This window comes from Ruegeria sp. BE9 (assembly GCF_056538765.1).
Window position 1 is genome coordinate 674,760 of sequence record NZ_JBQFTS010000002.1, and the last position, 20,227, is coordinate 694,986.

19 protein-coding genes are annotated in these 20,227 nt (G+C 56.3%); 12 read left to right on the forward strand and 7 right to left on the reverse strand.

The window, feature by feature from the left end; all coding sequences use genetic code 11:
- The first annotated feature begins 3 nt into the window (after positions 1-3).
- From ACR0EO_RS09950 to ACR0EO_RS09965, 4 genes are all read left to right on the forward strand, one after another.
- Positions 4-1,458, forward strand: coding sequence for an NAD(P)(+) transhydrogenase (Re/Si-specific) subunit beta (locus ACR0EO_RS09950; RefSeq protein WP_480689405.1), 1,455 nt, complete (start codon positions 4-6; stop codon positions 1,456-1,458).
- 85 nt (positions 1,459-1,543) lie between these two features.
- Complete coding sequence (locus ACR0EO_RS09955; protein ID WP_480689407.1) at positions 1,544-1,900, forward strand: VOC family protein; 357 nt, start codon at positions 1,544-1,546, stop codon at positions 1,898-1,900.
- 106 nt (positions 1,901-2,006) lie between these two features.
- Entirely contained in the window at positions 2,007-3,284 is a 1,278-nt protein-coding gene (locus ACR0EO_RS09960; protein WP_480689409.1) for a DUF3422 family protein, read from the forward strand.
- 227 nt (positions 3,285-3,511) lie between these two features.
- Entirely contained in the window at positions 3,512-4,675 is a 1,164-nt protein-coding gene (locus ACR0EO_RS09965; protein ID WP_480689411.1) for a M20 aminoacylase family protein, read from the forward strand.
- 46 nt (positions 4,676-4,721) lie between these two features.
- Here the strand turns inward: ACR0EO_RS09965 and ACR0EO_RS09970 are convergent, their stop codons facing one another.
- Complete coding sequence (locus ACR0EO_RS09970; protein WP_480689412.1) at positions 4,722-6,044, reverse strand: 3-deoxy-D-manno-octulosonic acid transferase; 1,323 nt, start codon at positions 6,042-6,044, stop codon at positions 4,722-4,724.
- 1 nt (position 6,045) lies between these two features.
- Entirely contained in the window at positions 6,046-7,053 is a 1,008-nt protein-coding gene (moaA, locus tag ACR0EO_RS09975; RefSeq protein WP_480689414.1) for a GTP 3',8-cyclase MoaA, read from the reverse strand.
- A 90-nt stretch (positions 7,054-7,143) separates the two neighbouring features.
- Between moaA and ACR0EO_RS09980 the strand changes: the two genes are divergently transcribed.
- Entirely contained in the window at positions 7,144-7,560 is a 417-nt protein-coding gene (locus tag ACR0EO_RS09980) for a hypothetical protein (protein ID WP_480689416.1), read from the forward strand.
- On the opposite strand, the gene ACR0EO_RS09985 is transcribed toward ACR0EO_RS09980, so the two are convergent.
- Genes ACR0EO_RS09985 through glmU form a run of 4 tightly spaced genes read right to left on the reverse strand, consistent with a single transcriptional unit; the run spans position 7,548 to position 11,965 of the window.
- Positions 7,548-8,270, reverse strand: a complete 723-nt coding sequence (locus ACR0EO_RS09985; RefSeq protein WP_480689418.1) for a DNA alkylation repair protein — start codon at positions 8,268-8,270, stop codon at positions 7,548-7,550. The two genes, ACR0EO_RS09980 and ACR0EO_RS09985, sit on opposite strands and share 13 nt — an antisense overlap.
- Positions 8,242-8,784 (reverse strand): pyridoxamine 5'-phosphate oxidase family protein, encoded by a 543-nt coding sequence (locus ACR0EO_RS09990; protein ID WP_480689420.1) that lies wholly within the window; start codon positions 8,782-8,784, stop codon positions 8,242-8,244. Before ACR0EO_RS09990 ends, ACR0EO_RS09985 begins: the two co-directional genes overlap by 29 nt.
- Before the next feature lie 3 nt (positions 8,785-8,787).
- Entirely contained in the window at positions 8,788-10,608 is a 1,821-nt protein-coding gene (gene glmS / locus ACR0EO_RS09995) for a glutamine--fructose-6-phosphate transaminase (isomerizing) (protein WP_480689422.1), read from the reverse strand.
- A gap of 4 nt (positions 10,609-10,612) precedes the next feature.
- Complete coding sequence (gene glmU / locus ACR0EO_RS10000; protein ID WP_480689424.1) at positions 10,613-11,965, reverse strand: bifunctional UDP-N-acetylglucosamine diphosphorylase/glucosamine-1-phosphate N-acetyltransferase GlmU; 1,353 nt, start codon at positions 11,963-11,965, stop codon at positions 10,613-10,615.
- Between the two features lie 134 nt (positions 11,966-12,099).
- Between glmU and ACR0EO_RS10005 the strand changes: the two genes are divergently transcribed.
- From ACR0EO_RS10005 to ACR0EO_RS10015, 3 genes are all read left to right on the forward strand, one after another.
- Positions 12,100-12,771 carry an HAD-IA family hydrolase gene (locus ACR0EO_RS10005; protein ID WP_480689426.1) on the forward strand — a complete coding sequence of 224 codons (672 nt, stop codon included), beginning with the start codon at positions 12,100-12,102 and terminating at the stop codon, positions 12,769-12,771.
- 39 nt (positions 12,772-12,810) lie between these two features.
- The gene (locus ACR0EO_RS10010; protein ID WP_480689428.1) at positions 12,811-14,001 is read left to right on the forward strand and encodes a DegT/DnrJ/EryC1/StrS family aminotransferase; all 1,191 of its coding nucleotides are present in this window, start codon (positions 12,811-12,813) and stop codon (positions 13,999-14,001) included.
- A gap of 159 nt (positions 14,002-14,160) precedes the next feature.
- A complete protein-coding gene (locus ACR0EO_RS10015) occupies positions 14,161-15,327 on the forward strand; it encodes an isovaleryl-CoA dehydrogenase (protein ID WP_480689430.1) in 1,167 nt (388 codons plus the stop codon).
- 74 nt (positions 15,328-15,401) lie between these two features.
- On the opposite strand, the gene ACR0EO_RS10020 is transcribed toward ACR0EO_RS10015, so the two are convergent.
- Positions 15,402-16,007 carry an OmpW/AlkL family protein gene (locus ACR0EO_RS10020; protein ID WP_480689758.1) on the reverse strand — a complete coding sequence of 202 codons (606 nt, stop codon included), beginning with the start codon at positions 16,005-16,007 and terminating at the stop codon, positions 15,402-15,404.
- 136 nt (positions 16,008-16,143) lie between these two features.
- Here ACR0EO_RS10020 and ACR0EO_RS10025 point away from each other — a divergent pair, with 136 nt between their 5' ends.
- From ACR0EO_RS10025 to ACR0EO_RS10040, 4 genes are all read left to right on the forward strand, one after another.
- Positions 16,144-17,676: an AMP-binding protein gene (locus tag ACR0EO_RS10025; protein WP_480689432.1), complete on the forward strand. Its 1,533-nt coding sequence runs from the start codon at positions 16,144-16,146 to the stop codon at positions 17,674-17,676.
- Between the two features lie 229 nt (positions 17,677-17,905).
- Positions 17,906-18,091 carry a hypothetical protein gene (locus tag ACR0EO_RS10030; protein ID WP_480689434.1) on the forward strand — a complete coding sequence of 62 codons (186 nt, stop codon included), beginning with the start codon at positions 17,906-17,908 and terminating at the stop codon, positions 18,089-18,091.
- Positions 18,092-18,197: 106 nt separating this feature from the next.
- A complete protein-coding gene (locus ACR0EO_RS10035; protein ID WP_480689436.1) occupies positions 18,198-19,802 on the forward strand; it encodes a carboxyl transferase domain-containing protein in 1,605 nt (534 codons plus the stop codon).
- Positions 19,802-20,227: an ASCH domain-containing protein gene (locus ACR0EO_RS10040; RefSeq protein WP_480689437.1), complete on the forward strand. Its 426-nt coding sequence runs from the start codon at positions 19,802-19,804 to the stop codon at positions 20,225-20,227. The genes ACR0EO_RS10035 and ACR0EO_RS10040 overlap by 1 nt, the downstream gene beginning before the upstream one ends.

Sequence of the window (20,227 nt, forward strand, 5' to 3'; positions counted from 1 at the left end):
CACATGGAATTTGGCTTCACTACTGCCGCCTATGTCGTTGCGGCTGTCCTTTTCATCCTTTCGCTCGGCGGTCTGTCGAACCAGGAAAGCGCTAAGCGCGCGGTCTGGTACGGCATCGTCGGTATGGCGCTGGCGGTCTTTGCCACGCTGGTTGGCCCGGGTTCTGGCCTGTGGCTGCTTTCGCTGCTGCTTATCATCGGTGGCGGTCTGATCGGTCAATATGTGGCGCAGCGCGTCCAGATGACCGAGATGCCCCAACTGGTGGCCGCCATGCACTCGCTGGTTGGTCTTGCGGCGGTGTTTGTGGGTTTCAACGCGCATTTTGAGATCGGCAACGTGGCGCAGGTCATGGCGATCAAGGATAGCGCAGGTCAGGCGGATCTGTCCGATCTGGGCGCTTTCGCCAAGCTGATCGCCAAGAAAACCTCGGCTGAACTCGCGATCCTACATGTCGAACTGTTTTTGGGCATCTTTATCGGCGCGATCACTTTCACTGGCTCGGTCGTGGCCTATGGCAAGCTCGCGGGCAAGGTGACCTCGGCGGCGACCAAGCTGCCAGGCGGTCATGCGCTAAACGCTGCGGCGGCAGGTTTGTCGCTGATCTGTCTGATCTGGTACACCGCCTCGGGCGGCTTCTTCCCGCTGTTCCTTATGACGCTGGCGGCGCTGTTCATTGGCTATCACCTGATCATGGGTATCGGCGGCGCCGACATGCCGGTGGTTGTTTCGATGCTGAACTCGTATTCAGGCTGGGCAGCTGCTGCCATTGGTTTCTCTCTGGGCAACGACCTGCTGATTGTGGTTGGTGCCCTGGTGGGCTCGTCTGGTGCGATCCTGTCCTACATCATGTGTAAGGCGATGAACCGTCACTTTGTCAGCGTGATCTTGGGCGGCTTTGGCGGCACCTCGGGTCCGCAGATGGAGGTCGAAGGTGAGCAGATTGCCATCGACGCCGACGGTGTTGCGGCTGCTCTGAATGACGCTGACAGTGTCATCATCATCCCGGGTTACGGCATGGCGGTAGCGCAGGCACAGCAGTCGGTTTCCGAATTGGTCCGCAAGCTGCGTGCGAAGGGCAAAGAGGTGCGTTTTGCGATCCACCCCGTTGCCGGTCGTTTGCCGGGCCACATGAACGTTCTGCTGGCTGAGGCGAAAGTGCCTTACGATATCGTTCTGGAAATGGACGAGATCAACGAGGACTTCCCGGAAACGGATGTCGCTATCGTTATCGGCTCGAACGACATCGTAAACCCGGCTGCGCAGGAGGATCCCAACAGCCCCATCGCTGGTATGCCAGTTCTGGAGTGCTGGAAGGCCAAGCAGGTTTTTGTTTCGAAGCGTGGTCAGGGTACTGGCTACTCGGGCATCGAAAACCCGCTGTTCTTCAAAGAGAACACGCGCATGTTCTACGGCGACGCCAAAGAGTCGCTGGACAAGCTGCTTCCGATGATCGACTGATCACCACGGATCTAAACGATAAAAGGCGCCCCAACCGGGCGCCTTTTTTTGTTTTGCTGTATTCTACCAGTGCAGGAGGTGAGCGATGGAGAAAGTGAACGGTATAGGAGGCGTGTTTTTTCGCGCCCGTGACCCCAAAGCCCTAAGCGCATGGTATGAAAAACACCTTGGCGTAAATCACTACGATCCCGTGCCTTGGAAGCAGAGTGAAGGGTACACAGTCTTTGCGCCTTTCGAACAGGATACCGACTACTTCGGAAGAGCGGATCAGCAATGGATGATCAATTTCCGAGTGGAAGACCTTGCAGCGATGATTGCGCAATTGCAGGCGGCTGGGATCACAGTCGAAACCCGCGAAGAATGGGACAGTGAGGTCGGCAAGTTCGCCCGCATTCACGACCCCGAGGGTAATCCCATCGAGTTGTGGCAGCCAAATCAATGAGATAGCGGATTTGTATACTGTGGTATTCCTGTAAGTATATGAAATAAAAAGAGAATTGATGTATTTCTGATGTTCCGTATAGTGCCCGGATGAAACGGAGCCTGGCATGACGCCCATTGATGACCATCCGCTGCGCTATGCTTTGGCCAACGAGCTGCACGCGCGCCCTTTTCCGGTGGCGGGGACGCCGTGTACTGTTGCTTTTCTTGCGATCAAGAAACCGGAAGCCGCCGCGGCACGGGATCGCGATGAAGATCTGGCCCATCTGATCAATCTTTTAGACCGACATGGCGCCCAGCACCCGCAACCTCAGGCAACGCATTACGCGGGTCAGATCGGACGTCACTGGCTGAAATGGGAACAGCATACAGAGTTCGTCACTTACACTGCGATTTCACAAAACGTCAGTGACCGCCCATTCAATCCCGCTGATTTCGAGGTTTTTCCTCCGGATTGGTTGATGGCAAGCCCGGGCCAGCGTGTCACCTCTGCGATGGTTCGCGTGGTTGAGCGTGAAGGCGATGATGCTGTTCAAGAAGCACTGGCAGATTGGTTCGATCCTGAAAGCCTGGCCGTGGCCAGAGTGTTGGATGACGCTGCCATTTGCGCCAGCGATTTCCGCATTGATCCGGCTGGACACATGCGTTTCGCTTTGTTCGTGTCCAAAGGCACAGGACGGCGCAGGACCGGTCGGATTATCCAGCGTCTGTGTGAGATTGAGACTTACAAAGCGATGTCGATGCTGGGATTTGCCCGTGTCAAACAACTGATGCCCCGTATTGGTGGGTTGGACAGCAGATTGACTGAATTGATGGGGCAGATGACGGATAACTCTGCACATCCCGACACACTGCTGCTCGATCTTTTATCCACCTCGACGGAACTTGAGACGCTTTCAGCCCAGTGCTCTTTCCGGTTTGGAGCTACGGGTGCGTATGAAGCGATCGTGAACCAGCGGATCGAAGTGCTACGGGAAGAGCGGTTTGAGGGGCGTCAAAGCTTTGCTGACTTCATGATGCGGCGGTACGATCCGGCAATTCGCACCGTAAAAGCAACTGAACGCCGCCTTCAGGCGCTGTCTGACAGGGCAATTCGTGCCGGAGAACTGCTACGAACCCGTGTCGATGTTGAGCGCAGCGCGCAAAACCAGGCTCTGCTGGAAAGCATGGATCGTCGTGCCGATCTTGCATTGCGTTTGCAGCACACGGTCGAGGGTCTCTCGGTCGTTGCGATCAGCTACTATGCCGTCTCATTGGTAAGCTACCTGTTGTACCCGCTAACCAAAGCCGGGATCAGCAAGGGGATGCTGACAGCTGCAGTGACTGTTCCGGTTGTTCTGGCGGTTTGGTTCTCAATTCGGCAAATACGCAAACGGTTAGAGTAGGCCAAACTTGCACGACCTGCGCCTTTTCCGATTAGTGCCTCTGACCGAAACAAGGGGTGAGAAACCAATTGGCCTGCGGGATATTGGGTTTCGTGTCGCGACGCTTACATAGTATCTCAGTTCATGGTCCTGCTGCCGCTGGCACGGACGGGTACTCCAGCCTTTAAGTCCGGATTGAATCCGCATTGGCTCCAGTGCAGGGTACAAGAATTAGATGGGAGAAAAACATGCCGATCAAGAACCGTTTCGCCGAATTGCAGGGCGAGATCACCGAATGGCGGCGCGACATTCACGAAAACCCTGAAATCCTGTTTGAGACGCATCGCACCAGTGCTTTGGTCGCGGATAAACTCCGGGAGTTTGGATGTGACGAAGTCGTGACGGGTATTGGGCGCACCGGAGTCGTTGGTGTCATCAAGGGTAAGGCCGATACGGGTGGCAAAGTGATCGGTCTGCGCGCGGACATGGACGCTCTGCCCATTCTTGAGGCAACAGGCCTTGAGTATGCTTCAAAGACCGATGGAGCAATGCACGCCTGCGGTCATGATGGGCATACTGCAATGCTGTTGGGTGCTGCAAAGTACTTGTCCGAGACCCGGAATTTTGATGGCACGGTCGTGGTCATCTTCCAGCCTGCCGAAGAAGGTGGCGGCGGTGGTCGCGAAATGTGCGAAGATGGAATGATGGATCGGTGGGGCATTCAGGAAGTTTACGGAATGCACAATTGGCCAGGCCGACCGGTAGGTAGTTTTGCCATCCGTCCGGGGTCGTTTTTTGCCGCCACAGACCAATTCGATATTACCTTCGAAGGTAAGGGTGGTCACGCGGCTAAACCGCATGAAACAATTGATACCACTGTTATGGCGGCTCAGGCTGTTCTGGCGTTGCAAACGATCGCCGCTCGCAACGCGGACCCGGTGGATCAGGTTGTGGTTTCAGTGACCTCGTTTGAAACTTCGTCGACGGCCTTCAATGTGATCCCGCAGACGGTCAAGCTGAGGGGTACAGTGCGCACCATGAGCAAAGAGATGCGCGACATGGCTGAGCAACGCGTCGGGGAAATCTGCAACGGCGTAGCCGCGACATTTGGCGGGGCTGTCGAGGTGACCTATTACCGTGGGTACCCAGTGATGGTGAACAGTGACGAGCAAACAGATTTTGCAGCCGACGTTGCACGTTCAGTGGCAGGTCAGTGCGATGAAGCCCCTCTGATTATGGGGGGAGAGGACTTTGCGTTTATGCTTGAAGAACGGCCAGGCGCTTACATCCTCGTCGGAAATGGCGATACAGCCGCCGTGCACCACCCCGAGTACAATTTCAACGATGAGGCTATTCCAGCTGGGTGCAGTTGGTGGGCTGAGATTGTTGAGCAAAGAATGCCGGCGGCTTGATCTATGGGGCGGGGGGCTGCCCCCGCCATTTCATTTGCGCAGGCTATCAGTCTAAGGATGCTGGTTCAGATTCAGACAGCTCAAGCCGCGCACAGAGCGTTTCGACGACAGAGTCTAGCGCGGATTGTTGTGTGTTTACGCAGGACTTGGCTGCTTCTCGTGCAGTTTCCAAAGCGGCTTGATCCGACAGCCAGATTGCAACGGCCTTTTCCAGTTCCGAGGCCGATTGCACTTGAACGGCGCCACCGCTTTCAATCAATGGGGCGAATGTTTCCGCAAAGTTGAAATAGCCCGGTCCGGTGATGACAGCAGCACCTGCCTGTGCGGGCTCGAAAGGGTTGTGTCCGCCTATTTCCTTAAGCGAGCCGCCTAGAAATACGATTGGACAAAGCGCGTACCACGTGCCTGTTTCCCCGAGTGAATCCGCCACGTAAACTTGCGTTTCCCCGGTGATTTCACCTTCGGCGCTTCTGAACGTTGCGGTTTGGTCTGCCTGTTCTATCAACTTGGCAACGTCAGAGCGGCGTTCAGGATGGCGGGGGATCAGCAGGAGCAGAAGATCCGGCCAGCGTTTCAGTAACTCTGCGTGAGCGGCCAGTACGGTTTCCTCTTCGCCAGCGTGGGTAGAGCTGGCAATCCAGATCGGGCGATTTCCGATTTGGGCTTGGATATCCGACAGGGTTTTCTGGTCCACCGGCAAGGGATCGGACATAGCCTTAAGGTTAGTGCCGGGCAGTACGCGTTCCGGTTGTGCTCCCATGTCGATCAGGTTTTTCGCGGTCTTATCGTTCTGGGTTAGAAAAAGGCGAAACCGGTCCAGAACGAAACGTGCGGTTTGAGGGCGTTTCTTCCAGCCTTCCACCGATCTCTGCGACAGGCGAGCATTGAGCAGGGCCAACGGGATGTTATCTGCGCCGCTTTCGACGATAAGTCGGGGCCAAATTTCGCTTTCGACAAAAATGGCTGCATCCGGTCGCCAGTGGTTCAAAAAACGTCGAACCGGGCCTGCTGTGTCCAGCGGCGGGTACTGGTGACGTGCACGGGGCGGCATGCGTCTTTCAATTAATGCTGCTGATGTAGGGGTGCCTGAAGTAATCAGAAACTCAGCAGCAGGCAGGCGCTGCCCCAGGCGCTTAATCAGACTGATGACCGAAAGAGTTTCACCAACGCTGGCTGCGTGGAACCAGATCAGTTGGCCTTTGGGGCGGGTCTGGCTGGCGTGGCCAAGACGCTCCTGCTGTCGTGCTTGGGGAACTTCGGCCACCGCGAGTTTGTTTCGAACCGTTCGCCATACCAACGGCGCAGCAAGAGCGGTGAAGCCGCAATACAGTTGGTACAGCAGCGTCGGTCGGCTTGGAAATTCCGGCATGTCAGCCGCCTGTGTGGCTCATGTGACGGCTCATTTTGCCGTCTACGCTTTGGCGGGAATAGTCAAAGTCATGTCCCTTGGGCTTGAGGTTGATAGCCGAGCGGATGGCGTCCTCAAGCGGTTGCTCAGTGTCAGGGTGGTCACGCAAGGCACCACGCAAGTCGGCCATGTCTTCCTGACCAAGGCACATGAAAAGCTCTCCGGTGCAGGTCAGGCGCACGCGGTTACAGCTTTCGCAAAAATTGTGGGACAGAGGAGTGATGAACCCGATCTTTTGACCAGTTTCCTCCAGCCGGACATAGCGTGCAGGCCCACCGGTACGCTCGGCCAGATCGCTGACGCTATAGTGATTTTCGTATTCTTTACGCACGTCTTTGAGGGACCAGTACTGATCAAGCCGATCCTCATTACCGATATCGCCCATGGGCATGACCTCAATCCAGGTCAGATCCATATCGCGCTCTGCACACCATTTTGTGATGGTGGGCAATTCCTCTTCGTTGAACCCTTTGAGTGCAACGGCGTTGATCTTAATCCTCAGTCCGGCCTTTTGGGCCGCATCGATTCCATTGAGAACCTGCTTTAGGCGGCCCCAGCGGGTGATCTTAGCAAACTTGTCCTCATTTAAGGTGTCCAGCGAAATATTAACGCGGCGCACACCTGCGGCGTATAGATCGTCTGCGAACCGATGTAGTTGCGAACCGTTTGTAGTTAGTGTCAGTTCTTTCAGCGCGCCACTGTCCAGATGCCGCGTCATCGAGTTGAAGAACGTCATGATATTGCGCCGGACGAGCGGTTCTCCTCCAGTGATGCGCAATTTCTCTACGCCCATTTTGACGAAGGTCGAGCACATCCGGTCCAGTTCTTCCAGCGTCAGAAGATCCTTCTTCGGTAGGAATTTCATGTCCTCTGACATGCAGTATACACAGCGGAAATCACAGCGATCCGTGACGGATACGCGAAGATATGTGATGGCACGTGCGAACGGGTCGATGAGTGGAGCTGTCATGCGTTATAGGTAAAGCTGTGACCAGCCCTCGACAAGGGTGAACTTTCCTTTGCGCTGGTACAGATGGGCGCAGGGCTATAGGTTGATCGCATGAGGTATTCGTTATTCATTTTGTGCGCGCTGATCGCGGGATGTGACACTGTGCGGTCTACGACCGAACGCGTCTTTGGCGGTGACGAGGCTGCACCCGAGCCGGAGCAGGTTGTCGTTGAAGAGGTTGTTGAACCTGAACCGGTTGCAACCTCTGCTGCAGGGTGGGTCGGGGCCAAGAAGACGATTGCCGGATTGGGAGACCCCACAACCCCCGGTCGTTGGTTGGAAACTCCGCTGGTTGAAACCGAATTCACGGGCCGTGTTGTCGTGCCACGAACAGGTGCTCAGGCTTATATTACTTTAGTTCCTGCCGCAGGGCCCGAGGGTGGGGGCAGCCGATTGTCATTGGATGCAATGCGCGCGCTATTGTTGCCGTTCGATGAGTTGGTCGAGCTGGAAATCTACTCAAACTGATCTGTCAGGTATTTTTTAGCTTCGCGACGGGCAAAGGGCTTCATTGCGTCCCCATGCGTTTGCAAAAAGGTGACAACGCGGGGCGCGTCATGCTTTGACAACTCGCGCAACCACCATGCGATGGCTTTCTGAATGAACCAGTCGCGGTCAGGCACATAACCTGCCGCCCACCCAAGTATACGGTCACGTCGTTCCAGATCATCTGGCTTGGGGTGGTTCTGCTTCGTCCATGGCAGAGTGGCCACTAATGCGGCACGGCGGGTCCACATATGCTGAGACTGCGTCCAGGCTTCTACATCGTCCAACCGGGATGGATCCGCGGAAAGGCGTTTCTGCATGGCCATGCAAGCGTGGTCGGCAACCGCCCATGCGTCGAAATCGGGCAGCCAGCCTTGCAACAGTTCCCAAACGGTATCGTCAGGTCGAATGCGGGCCTGCGTCAAGAGTTTGGCCGCGGCCAACCGTCCCTCGTGAATGTTGGTTTGCCACAATGCATTCGCCAATTCTACGCGAGCAGACACGTCCAGCTCCTGTCGCCACGACTTGGTCAGGTCGTTCAGGATCGGGTTGCCGACCCCCAGATAGGGGCGTTCGACCTTATGATACGCCGCCATCTGTTCGGCGCGCTCTGGGTCAGCGTTCGCCTTGATCTGATCTAGGTAAGCGTCCGGTATCATTGTGTTAGCTGGAGGTACCAGTTGGCTTGCCATCGATGGTTTTCTGGTTCTTTTCGACCCAATAGGCGCGGATATCATCGTCCGATTTGCCATCGACCCACTTTTGCATCGTGTCCCGCTCAGACTGGTAGTCCATGAACGGCACCGTGTATCCGCACGATGTCTGCACCAAGTCTATATCAAGGTCGTAAATCTGCCTTGCACTGCGGTGATCTGGGAAAAACTCTGCCAACTCGCTCCAACCAGCATCCCCAACATGAACCGTGCGCGCCGTTCCATAGGTTCTGAGGATCAGTGGTCGGGTGGTGAACGAACACCACATCAGGGTCATTCGATTGGCCTCCAGCAGATGCCCTGCTGTTTCATTGCCGCTGCCGGTCAGGTTCATCCAAGCAATGCGGTTTGGCCCCAAGATTCGAAGCGAATCCATTCCCTTTGGAGATACGTTTACACGGCCTTCAGGGGCCGCTGTGCCTACGAAGAACATGTGTTGCTCTTCGATGAACTTGCGCTGCGCGTCGTCCAGTTCTGGGAATTGTTTCGCCATGTCTTACTCCACCGTCACGGACTTCGCCAGATTGCGGGGCTGGTCCACATCTGTACCTTTGGCCACCGCAGTATGATAGGCCAAAAGCTGCGCCGGAACCGAATACAAGATCGGAGCAAGGCTGGGGTGAATGTGGGGCATACGAATGGTGCTCCAGACGCCGTCCTCAGCCTCAATAATGCCGTTGTCATCTGAAACAAGTATGACCTTGCCCTTGCGCGCCATAACTTCTTGCATGTTCGAAACCGTCTTGTCGAACACAGCATCACGTGGAGCCATGACGACCACCGGCATATGCTTGTCGATCAAGGCGATGGGTCCGTGTTTCAGCTCACCCGACGCATAGCCTTCGGCGTGAATATAGCTGATTTCCTTGAGCTTCAGCGCACCTTCCATCGCCAGCGGATACATCAACCCACGTCCCAGGAATAGGACGTCTTGTGCCTCGGCCAGCCGTTGAGCCGAGGCTTTGACGGCATCATTCTGTTCCAGCGCCGTATTCAGGACAGATGGCAGTCCGCGCAGTGCTGCGGCGTGATCTGCCAATTCCTCATCTGTCAATGTGCCCCGATCAGATGCAGCTTTCAGTGCCAGCATTAGAAGAACACTGAGCTGGCAAGTGAACGCCTTGGTCGAGGCTACGCCGATTTCTACCCCGGCATGGATGGGCAATATGATATCGCTTTCTCGCGCAATCGAGCTTTCAGAGACATTTACTACCGACACGATTTTATCGGCTTTACCCTCGCAATACCGCAGGGCGGCCAAGGTGTCGGCTGTTTCGCCGGACTGGCTGACGAACAAGGCTGCAGTGCGATCGCCAATCGGCGGCTCGCGGTACCGGAATTCACTTGCAATATCGACTTCAACCGGCATTTTGGCCAGCCGCTCGAACCAGTATTTGGCGGTAAGGCAAGCGTAGAAAGCCGTTCCGCAGGCCACCATCGTAAGGCGGTCCAGCTTGGTAAAGTCCAGCTCACCCGGCAGAACAACCTCGTCGCCGGCCGCGGGTAGGTACGACCGGATCGCTTCGGCCACTACGACAGGCTGTTCAGCGATTTCCTTCGCCATAAAGTGTTTGTGGCCGCCTTTGTCGGTGCGGGCTTGGTCCAGTTTGATCTGGCGCACTTCACGGTTCACAAGGTCGCCGGCCTCGTTTCGGATCTCCAGAGAAGTACGCGACAAGACGGCACGGTCGCCTTCTTCCAAATAGGTGATGCGGTCGGTCAGGGGGGCAAGGGCGATGGCGTCCGAACCAACGAACATCTCTCCGTCTCCGTGCCCTACAGCCAACGGCGAACCTTTGCGTGCGGCAACCATAAGGTCGTCTTCGCCGTCGAAAAGGAACGCCAGTGCAAAAGCGCCTTCCAATTTATCAATCGTTTTGAATGCCGCCTCGACCGGAGAAAGCCCTTCGTTCAAAAAGCGTTCTGTCATCAGTGCAACGGTTTCTGTATCGGTCTCTGTCACAAAGCCGATGCCGCGTTCGGCCAATTCGGCGCGTAGCTCGCGGAAATTCTCGACAATGCCATTATGAACAACGGCAACCGGCCCGGCCTGATGCGGGTGCGCATTGGTGACAGACGGGGTGCCATGTGTCGCCCAGCGTGTATGACCAATACCGGACTTGCCGGGCAGCGGGTCGTGAACCAAGAGGTCGCTGAGGTTGATCAACTTTCCAACAGCGCGTCTGCGACCGAGCGCACCGTCGTTAACCGTTGCGATGCCGGCGCTATCGTAACCACGGTATTCCAGACGTTTCAGCGCCTCGACCAGAATAGGAGCGACCTCGTGTTCGCCCAATACACCTACAATTCCACACATGGTTTCAGATTCCTTTGTCGCGGCGAGCTTTCTTCGCCTTCAACATGTCAAACAATTTTCTTGCGTAACCGGGTTTGTTGTCCTGCTTTGCCCGCGCCACGGCCAGCGCGTCCGGTTCAACATCGCGCGTCACAACCGTTCCGGTGGCTGTCATTGCCCCATCGCCCAGCGTGACCGGCGCTACCAACATGGTGTTAGATCCAACAAAGACATTCGCACCAATCTTGGTGTGGTGCTTCATCACCCCGTCATAGTTGCACGTGATCGTTCCCGCACCGATATTCGACGCAGCGCCGATTGTAGCATCACCGATATAGCTGAGATGGTTGACTTTGGCGCCTTCGGCAATCTCGGCATTCTTGATTTCAACAAAATTGCCGATGCGCGTGTTTTCCGCCAGTTCCGCGCCAGGACGCAGGCGGGCATAGGGTCCGACGACGGCCCCGCGACTGACATGGCAGCCCTCGAGATGAGAAAACGCCCGGATCGTAGCACCGCTTTCGACAGTGACACCGGGGCCGAATACCACGTTGGGTTCAATAACTGTGTCACGGCCGATAATGGTATCAGCGGACAGGTAAACTGTTTCAGGCGCCATCAGCGTAACGCCGAGGTCCAGAAGCTCAGCCCGAGCGCGAGATTGAAACACCGCATCCGCAGCTGCCAGATCCGATCTGGAGTTCACGCCCAGTGTCTGAGCTTCGTCGCAAGCGACCGCTGTAACGTTTAGACCACGGCTGCGGGCAATCTCAACAACATCTGTCAGGTAGTATTCTTCAGATGCGTTGTCGTTACCGACGGCATCAATCAGCGAAAACAATGTCTCAGCATCACAGGCAAGCAAGCCCGAGTTGCAGAAGGTTATAGCGCGTTCTTCATCCGATGCGTCCTTGAACTCAACAATTCGCTCAAGCGTGTCGCCGGTCATCACCAAACGGCCGTATCGCCCCGGGTCTGCCGCCTCGAAACCCAGAATGACCAGATCATTGTCGGCGCGTGCTGCGATCATCCGTTCCAACGTGTCCGGCTGCAAAAACGGTGTGTCGCCGTAAAGAACGACTACATCGCCTTGGAACCCATCCAATGCATCGCGCGCTTGTGCCACTGCATGGGCTGTGCCCAACTGCTCTTCTTGAACGGCGATTTGCGCTGTATCGTCCTCGGCCGTGGCGACCTTGGCAACCGCCTCGGATCCGTGTCCGGTGACAATGACCGTCCGCTCGGGTGAAAGCACGGCACCAGCGCGCATGGCGTGGACCAGCATTGGGGTCTGGGCGATCGGGTGCAGGACTTTGGGAATATCCGAATTCATCCTGGTGCCTTTTCCGGCGGCAAGGATGACAAGGGCAGTGCTCATGAAAACGATTTCTCTTTGTGTTTTGTTGCGGTCCGTTTTATCCGCTGAGGGCAAAGGCGCAAGCGGTTCAGCAATCAAACTAGATTGCCGTTTGCAACAAGGCATGGCGAAAACCCGCCGAGGCAGGAGGCAAAATGCGCACGGTTATCTTTGATCTGGACGGAACACTGGCTGATACGTCGGGCGATCTTTTGGCGGCGGCCAACCATTGTTTTCGACAAATGGGTCATGGGGACGTGCTGACTCAGGCTCAGGATGCGGCTGTTGCTGTCCGGGGCGCGCGGATGATGCTGACAGAAGGCTTGAAAAAGGTCGGCGCTTATGACCCGGAACAGGTGGAGACTTATTATCCCATTTTTCTGGATGTTTATGAGCAAGCCATTGACGTGCATACGCAGTTCTACCCCGGTGCCTTGGCCGCGGTTGAAACGTTGAGATCTGCCGGGTACGGCATTGGTATCTGTACAAATAAACCAGAGGGCTTGGCTCATCTGTTGTTGTCCAAATTAGGTGTACGTGATCAATTCGCGTCGCTTGTCGGTGCGGATACCCTGCCAGTTCGCAAGCCCGACCCGGAGCCTCTGCGCGAAGCAGCACGACGTGCAGGTGGACATCCGGACCACTGCGTTCTGATCGGTGACTCGGATACAGACCGGAACACTGCGCGCGCAGCCGGGGTGCCATCGGTTCTGGTGACATTTGGTCCATCCGGTGATGACATGGCGGCGCTGGAACCCGAAGCGTTGTTGCACCATTTCGATGATCTGCCCGAACTTGTGACCGGTTTGATCGGTGCGGCGGCGTGATCTCTTGACCTGAAAAGCATGCAGGAACACAACGATCATATGACTGAGACATTTACTGGCAGTTTCACGCAGCAGGAACCGATCCCTGAAGACGCGATAGAGGCCGCTCTGGCCGTTTTGCGCCACGGGCGTCTGCACCGTTACAACGTAGCAAATGGAGAGTTGGGCGAAACCGCTCTGCTTGAGCAGGAGTTCGCGGCCCAGATGGGAGCCAAATACTGTTTGGCTGTGTCATCTGGCGGGTACGCTCTGGCAACGGCGCTTCGTGCAGTGGGCGTTCAGCCCGGAGAGCCGGTTCTGACCAACGCTTTCACACTTGCTCCGGTCCCCGGGGCGATCGCTTCGGTTGGGGCCAAGCCTGTTTTCGTTGGGGTGACGGAAAACCTCACGATTGATCTGGATGATCTTGCCGCCAAGCTGGATCAGGCGCGCGTTTTGATGTTGAGCCATATGCGTGGGCATCTGTGCGACATGGATCGGCTGATGGAGCTGTGTGACGCCGCTGGAGTAATTGTGATCGAGGACTGTGCTCATACGATGGGGGCTGCCTGGCGTGGGCAGTTGTCTGGTCGGCAAGGGGCCATAGGATGTTATTCCTGCCAGACTTATAAACACGTAAATTCTGGTGAAGGTGGCCTATTGGTTACCGATGACGAAGAGCTTGCTGCAAAGGCCACGATGCTGTCAGGGTCATACATGCTTTACGAGCGCCACCTAGCCGCGCCGGGGCCTGAGGTGTTTGAGCGGATCAAGTACACTACACCAAATGTTTCTGGCCGAATGGACAACTTACGAGCTGCCATTTTACGCCCACAACTGCGTGATCTGGATCGCCAGGTTGAACGATGGAACGAGCGTTACCGCGAAATAGAAAACGGGTTGAGGGGCACGCCTGGCCTTAAGATCGTGGATCGCCCAGAGGATGAGACCTATGTGGGGTCGTCCATCCAGTTCCTTTTGTTGGGTTGGTCTCCGGAGCGTGTTGGTGAAGTCATTCAGCGGTGCGCAGACCGAGGGGTCGAGCTAAAGTGGTTTGGTGGGGCGGAGCCGACAGGCTTTACATCGCGATATGACAGCTGGCGCTATGCGGAAAGTACTCCGATGCCCGAAAGTGATCGGATTTTGGCCGGGATCATTGATATGCGCGTGCCGCTGACCTTCTCTTTGGAAGACTGCCAGATGATCGCACGTATTATCCGCGCCGAGGTCGGAGCAATTTATCAATCTTAATTCAAATGAGTGCACCTACAGTGCACGCTTGTTCTGATTGAGGAGGCCGCCCTTTCTGGGCGGCTTTTTTCATGGTTGGTATCTACATTGACCAGAGGCGAATTCGCTGATACGTATTTATTGAACAAGTGTTCATTAATTCGATGGGGAGGTCGCGGTATGTTCACGGCAAGCATGCAATTTGATCTGGGTGAGGATGTGAATGCGCTGCGCGAGATGGTGCATCGCTGGTCGCAAGAGCGGGTCAAGCCAATGGCGGCTGATGTAGACGCGTCGAACGCCTTTCCAAATGAGCTATGGAAAGAGATGGGCGATCTCGGGATGCTTGGGATCACAGTGCCCGAAGAATATGGCGGGGCAGGTATGTCCTACCTTGCGCACACCGTTGCTGTCGAAGAGGTCGCACGCGCTTCGGCCTCGGTTTCACTATCTTACGGTGCTCATTCCAACCTGTGCGTTAATCAGATCAAGTTGAATGGTAATGACGAGCAGAAGGCCAAGTATCTGCCCAGGCTGGTCTCGGGCGAACATGTTGGTGCTCTGGCCATGTCCGAGGCATCCGCTGGTTCGGACGTGGTGTCGATGAAGCTGCGCGCGGAAAAGCGCAACGACCACTACCGCCTGAATGGTAGCAAGTATTGGATCACTAACGGTCCAGACGCAGATACTCTGGTTGTATATGCCAAAACGGACCCGGACGCAGGTTCGAAGGGAATCACGGCGTTTCTCATAGAAAAAGAGATGACCGGATTCTCAACTTCTCCCCATTTCGACAAGCTGGGAATGCGCGGGTCGAACACGGCCGAACTGATCTTTGAAGACGTCGAAGTCCCATTCGAAAACGTACTGGGTGAAGAGGGCAAGGGCGTTGCCGTTCTGATGTCCGGTCTGGACTATGAACGTGTGGTTCTTGCCGGGATTGGTATTGGCATTATGGCGGCCTGTCTGGATGAGATTATGCCGTATCTTGCCGAGCGTAGGCAGTTTGGAAAGCCGATCGGAAGCTTTCAATTGATGCAAGGCAAGATCGCCGACATGTACACCGCGATGAATTCAGCGCGCGCTTACGTCTACGAAGTCGCAAAGGCATGCGATCGAGGGGATGTGACGCGACAAGATGCGGCTGCATGCTGTCTCTACGCCTCCGAAGCTGCAATGACGCAGGCCCATCAGGCGGTTCAGGCAATGGGCGGGGCTGGGTTTTTGTCTGACTCGGCAGTCAGCCGGATTTTCCGTGATGCCAAGTTGATGGAGATCGGCGCGGGCACCAGTGAAATTCGCCGGATGCTGATTGGACGGGAACTAATGAGCGAAATGAAGGTCTGAGAATTCTTGGTGTGGTCTAATCTATAAAATTACGCCCTGCAGCCGAGGGAACTGCAGGGCGTTAGATCAAAGGATCAGAAGCGATGGACGTACGATACGCCGACCAGCCAAGGATCGATTTCGGCAGTGCCAATGTCGGCACCGTTCAGTTTGACATCCGAGTCGATGTCGAACCAACGCACGTTCAGACGTACAGCACCGTTGTCGGTGACCATGTAGTCCAAACCGGCTTGCAGGGCGACGCCGACCGAGTTGTCCAGTTCAAGATCGCCCAGGGCGGATTTCTCGTCAAAGAAGATAGTGTAGTTGATACCGGCACCAACGTAGGGCTTCCACGCGCTGTTGGTCGGGAAGTGGTAGTTCAGCGACAAGGTGGGCGGCAGGTGCTTGACGCTGCCCGCATCAATGCTGCCACCAAGGGTTACGGTGTGGCTGAACGGGGTGGCTGCCAGCAGTTCGATACCCAAGTTGTCGCGGACAAAGTATTCTGCAGTAAAGATCGGACGGGTGTCCGCGTCCACTTCGGCGTCGAGACCGGCCAAAGTTCCGTTGTCGGATTTCGGGTCCAGATAGCCAACACCGACACCAAGGGTCCAGTCACCTTGGTTTTGGGCGAAGGCGGGTGCGGCCAGCGCAACAAGCGCGGTCGAAAGAGTCAGAGCGGCGAGTTTCTTGGTCATTTTTCGGCCTTTGATTTTGTTGATGATGGCGTTTTGCATGACGCGCGCGTTACCAACTCTGATCTGCATCAAGTTTCTGTGAGTGCGCTAAGCACTGTGCGCATTGAAAGCTCCAAGAAAACAAGGGGTTTGCGTCATGCGTCCCGCTAGCTGCATACCCGGTTTGCGCGAGAGTGGGGGCTGGTTGATTCCAGATCAGCTCAACATGGCGCAGCAATGCTTGTCGCAACGGGGCAGTGATATCGCCATAATTGACCTGACCGAGGGTGACAGGAGGGCGATAACTTTCGCCGAACTCGCGCGCATGGCCGACGGTATTGCGCATGAGCTTTTGCAACGCGTTCAGCCGGGGGATCGTGTTGGAGTTCTCTTGAGCCAATCGCCCTGGTGCGCAGCGGCACATTTAGCGATCTGGAAAATCGGTGCGATCTCGGTGCCTCTGTTCAAGCTGTTCAAACATGATGCACTCGCTTCGCGTATAGGAGATTCGGGTGCGCGAATTGTCCTTACAGATACTGATGGGGCCGCTTTGCTTGGGAACTTGGCCCGGCCAATACTGGTCGATCTGATCGAGCCGTCGGACGAACCGGTTTCTTTTGCTAACACAGGCCCAAACGATCCCGCAGTATTAATCTACACCTCTGGAACGACGGGTAGCCCCAAGGGTGCTCTGCATGGTCATCGGGTTTTGACCGGCCATTTGCCGGGAGTTTCTATCAGTCATAATCACTTGCGCGACGGTGACTGCCTTTGGACGCCAGCAGACTGGGCGTGGATCGGCGGGCTGTTCGACGTTCTAATGCCAGGTCTTGCGCTGGGCATCCCGGTGGTTGCGGCTCGGCTTGAAAAGTTCACTCCGGAAGCCTGCGCAGAGGTGGTCGCGCGCGGCGAAGTGCGCAACGTCTTCTTCCCGCCGACCGCGCTGCGCATGTTGAAAGCTGCGGATCAAGGCATTCCCGGTTTGCGCTCAGTCGCCTCGGGCGGAGAGCCTCTGGGCGCTGAGATGTTGGCGTGGGGGCAGGAGGCGTTTGGACTGACGATCAATGAATTCTACGGCCAGACCGAATGCAATATGGTCGTCTCATCATGTGCCGAGGATTTCCCTGTGCGCCCCGGTTGCATCGGCAAGCCAGTGCCGGGCCACGAGGTTGTTGTGATCGACGAGGCTGGCAACCCGACCGACGAAGAGGGCGACGTGGCCATCCAGCGTGGTTCGGCCTCGATGCTGCTTGAATACTGGAACCGGCCCGACGCCACCGCCGAGAAATTCCGTGGCGATTGGCTCATCACCGGGGATCGCGGCGTGTGGGAAGGTGACTACTTGCGTTTCGTGGGGCGGGATGACGACGTAATCACCTCGGCGGGATATCGCATCGGACCTGCAGAGATCGAGGATTGCCTGCTAACCCACCCGGCGGTGGCTACGGTGGGGGTGGTCGGAAAGCCTGATACGCTGCGGACCGAGATTGTGAAGGCTTACGTGGTGTTGAAGCCGGGGGCTGACGCCTCAGGGAGTGAACTGCAAGATTGGGTCAAGGACCGCTTGGCGCAGTATTCTTATCCACGTGAGGTGGCGTTTCTTGAAGAATTGCCGATGACGGTGACGGGGAAAGTAATCCGCAAGGAATTGAAGGCGCGGGCCGCGGAGGAGAGCCAAAGTGACCGTTGATACTTTCCCGAACCGTTTCAATCAGAGGATCTGGCGAGCGGTTCGGTTCCCTTACACAACAAAGTGTCCTGTATGCGCGGCGACTATTTCTCTGAACAAGTTGTTCAAGGCTCTTCGACGAAGCAAACGCTCAGGGAAAAAGGAAACGGCCGTTTGTCCATCGTGCAAAACTGCATTGCACTTTGAGAAAGGTCGTCGTTACAATTTTGTATTCGCTCTGAGTATCTTCATGTTTCTATTCAGCGCAGTCATCGGTTCAGCCGTGTTTTCACAGTTTGACGCGACCAGCTATTTTCACGAGGCGAGAGGAGGAGTTGAGCCAAACTTTCTCGGTTTCCTCCTGACTATTGTCCTGTTCGTTTATCCAGCGGCGTCGATGACCTTCAAATTACTCAAGATTGAGGTTGTCGAATGAAAAATCTCAACTCTCGGCCTTTAAACTGCCTTACGCCTTTCGCCGAAATACTCAGCCGCAAACTGAGGTCTAAGTCCGATACGACGGCAGAGTTTCAGGAGGATCTATGAAACTTACATCCAAAGCTATGCCCGCCTCCGAGGGCTTCAAAACAAACCGCGCGGCCCATCTCGACGCGCTGGCGCAAATCTCAGCCGCTGCCGAAGCGGCCCGCATGGGAGGCGGCGAGAAATCCCGCGCGCGGCATGAATCGCGGGGCAAAATGCTCCCGCGCCGTCGCGTGGCGAACCTTTTGGACCCAGGGTCTCCGTTCTTGGAGATCGGCGCGACGGCGGCGCATGGGATGTATGGTGATGTTGCACCTTGCGCCGGGGTTATCGCGGGGATTGGCCGGGTGCAGGGGCGCGAGGTCATGGTGGTGTGCAACGACGCCACCGTGAAGGGCGGTACTTACTATCCGATGACCGTCAAAAAACACCTCCGCGCGCAGGAAATTGCCGAGGAAAACCATCTGCCCTGCATCTATCTGGTCGATAGCGGCGGCGCGAACCTGCCCAATCAGGATGAGGTTTTTCCCGACCGCGACCACTTTGGCCGCATCTTCTACAATCAGGCGCGGATGAGTGCGAAGGGCATTGCTCAGATCGCTGTGGTGATGGGATCCTGTACGGCGGGCGGAGCCTACGTGCCTGCCATGTCGGATGTGACGATCATCGTGAAAGAGCAAGGCACGATCTTTCTAGCCGGACCGCCTCTGGTCAAGGCCGCGACCGGCGAAGTCGTCAGTTCCGAAGATCTGGGCGGGGGTGATGTCCATACACGCCTGTCCGGTGTGGCCGATTACCTCGCCGAGGATGATGCCCACGCGCTGGCCTTGGCGCGACGGGCTGTTGGCTCATTGAACCTGCGCAAACCTCTGACGGTGGATTGGGCCAGCCCGGAAGACCCTGCTTATGACCCCGAGGAAATCCTAGGAGTTGTCCCCGCTGATCTGCGCACGCCCTATGACATCCGCGAGGTGATTACGCGTCTGGTCGATGGCTCTCGGTTCGATGAATTCAAACCTCGTTTTGGTGAGACGCTGGTGACCGGTTTTGCCCATGTCAAAGGCTGCCCCGTCGGGATAATCGCCAACAATGGTGTGCTGTTCTCGGAGGCAGCGCAAAAGGGCGCGCATTTCGTTGAGCTTTGCTCGCAGCGCAGAATCCCGCTGGTTTTCCTGCAGAACATCACCGGTTTTATGGTAGGTCGAAAGTACGAAAACGAAGGCATCGCACGGCATGGGGCCAAGATGGTGACTGCGGTGGCGACGACCTCGGTGCCGAAGGTTACTATGCTTGTTGGGGGCTCATTTGGGGCCGGAAACTATGGTATGGCCGGTCGTGCCTATCAACCGCGGTTCCTGTGGACCTGGCCGAACTCACGCATTTCCGTGATGGGCGGAGAGCAGGCGGCGGGCGTCCTGGCGACTGTCAAGCGCGACGGGATCGAGCGGCAGGGCGGCACGTGGTCCGCCGAAGAAGAAGCCGAGTTCAAACGTCCGACCTTGGATATGTTCGAGGAGCAATCGCACCCGCTCTATGCCTCGGCACGGTTGTGGGACGATGGCATCATCGACCCGCGCAAAAGCCGCGATGTACTGGCACTGTCACTGAGCGCCGCGCTGAATGCCCCGATTGAGGAGACACGTTTCGGCGTGTTCAGAATGTAATGAGCATGACTTTGAGAGATGTGTTGGCCCGTTACCCCGGTGCGCAAACCTTTAAATTCGGCGACAGCGCGATGATGAGTTCAGAATTGCTGGCCCTGGTGCGTGCGGGTCGAAAGACAGCAACTTGCGGTGCGCTGAGGGACTATCCCGATGGCAGCCCAGAAACTCCGGTCGTAGGACGGCGCGACATCGCTTTGGAGTGGAACGACCGTCCGGCCGTGGTGATCGAAACGGTGAACGTCTCGATCTGTCGTTTCTGCGATATGACTGAGGAATTTGCGTTGGCCGAGGGTGAGAACGAGACACTGGAAGGATGGCGCGATGATCATCGCCGCTTTTTCGAACGCAATGGCGGGTTCGATCCAGAGATGGAGCTGCTTTGTGAGCGGTTCCATCTTGTCGAAGATCTGGCAGTTGAGGGGTAA

Bases quoted from the DNA above. Each gene is read 5' to 3' on its own strand.
- ACR0EO_RS09950 (WP_480689405.1), top strand. From the start codon at position 4: ATGGAATTTGGCTTCACTACTGCCGCCTATGTCGTTGCGGCTGTCCTT.
- ACR0EO_RS09955 (WP_480689407.1), top strand. From the start codon at position 1,544: ATGGAGAAAGTGAACGGTATAGGAGGCGTGTTTTTTCGCGCCCGTGAC.
- ACR0EO_RS09960 (WP_480689409.1), top strand. From the start codon at position 2,007: ATGACGCCCATTGATGACCATCCGCTGCGCTATGCTTTGGCCAACGAG.
- ACR0EO_RS09965 (WP_480689411.1), top strand. From the start codon at position 3,512: ATGCCGATCAAGAACCGTTTCGCCGAATTGCAGGGCGAGATCACCGAA.
- ACR0EO_RS09970 (WP_480689412.1), bottom strand. From the start codon at position 6,044: ATGCCGGAATTTCCAAGCCGACCGACGCTGCTGTACCAACTGTATTGC.
- moaA (WP_480689414.1), bottom strand. From the start codon at position 7,053: ATGACAGCTCCACTCATCGACCCGTTCGCACGTGCCATCACATATCTT.
- ACR0EO_RS09980 (WP_480689416.1), top strand. From the start codon at position 7,144: ATGAGGTATTCGTTATTCATTTTGTGCGCGCTGATCGCGGGATGTGAC.
- ACR0EO_RS09985 (WP_480689418.1), bottom strand. From the start codon at position 8,270: ATGGCAAGCCAACTGGTACCTCCAGCTAACACAATGATACCGGACGCT.
- ACR0EO_RS09990 (WP_480689420.1), bottom strand. From the start codon at position 8,784: ATGGCGAAACAATTCCCAGAACTGGACGACGCGCAGCGCAAGTTCATC.
- glmS (WP_480689422.1), bottom strand. From the start codon at position 10,608: ATGTGTGGAATTGTAGGTGTATTGGGCGAACACGAGGTCGCTCCTATT.
- glmU (WP_480689424.1), bottom strand. From the start codon at position 11,965: ATGAGCACTGCCCTTGTCATCCTTGCCGCCGGAAAAGGCACCAGGATG.
- ACR0EO_RS10005 (WP_480689426.1), top strand. From the start codon at position 12,100: ATGCGCACGGTTATCTTTGATCTGGACGGAACACTGGCTGATACGTCG.
- ACR0EO_RS10010 (WP_480689428.1), top strand. From the start codon at position 12,811: ATGACTGAGACATTTACTGGCAGTTTCACGCAGCAGGAACCGATCCCT.
- ACR0EO_RS10015 (WP_480689430.1), top strand. From the start codon at position 14,161: ATGTTCACGGCAAGCATGCAATTTGATCTGGGTGAGGATGTGAATGCG.
- ACR0EO_RS10020 (WP_480689758.1), bottom strand. From the start codon at position 16,007: ATGACCAAGAAACTCGCCGCTCTGACTCTTTCGACCGCGCTTGTTGCG.
- ACR0EO_RS10025 (WP_480689432.1), top strand. From the start codon at position 16,144: ATGCGTCCCGCTAGCTGCATACCCGGTTTGCGCGAGAGTGGGGGCTGG.
- ACR0EO_RS10030 (WP_480689434.1), top strand. From the start codon at position 17,906: ATGTTTCTATTCAGCGCAGTCATCGGTTCAGCCGTGTTTTCACAGTTT.
- ACR0EO_RS10035 (WP_480689436.1), top strand. From the start codon at position 18,198: ATGAAACTTACATCCAAAGCTATGCCCGCCTCCGAGGGCTTCAAAACA.
- ACR0EO_RS10040 (WP_480689437.1), top strand. From the start codon at position 19,802: ATGAGCATGACTTTGAGAGATGTGTTGGCCCGTTACCCCGGTGCGCAA.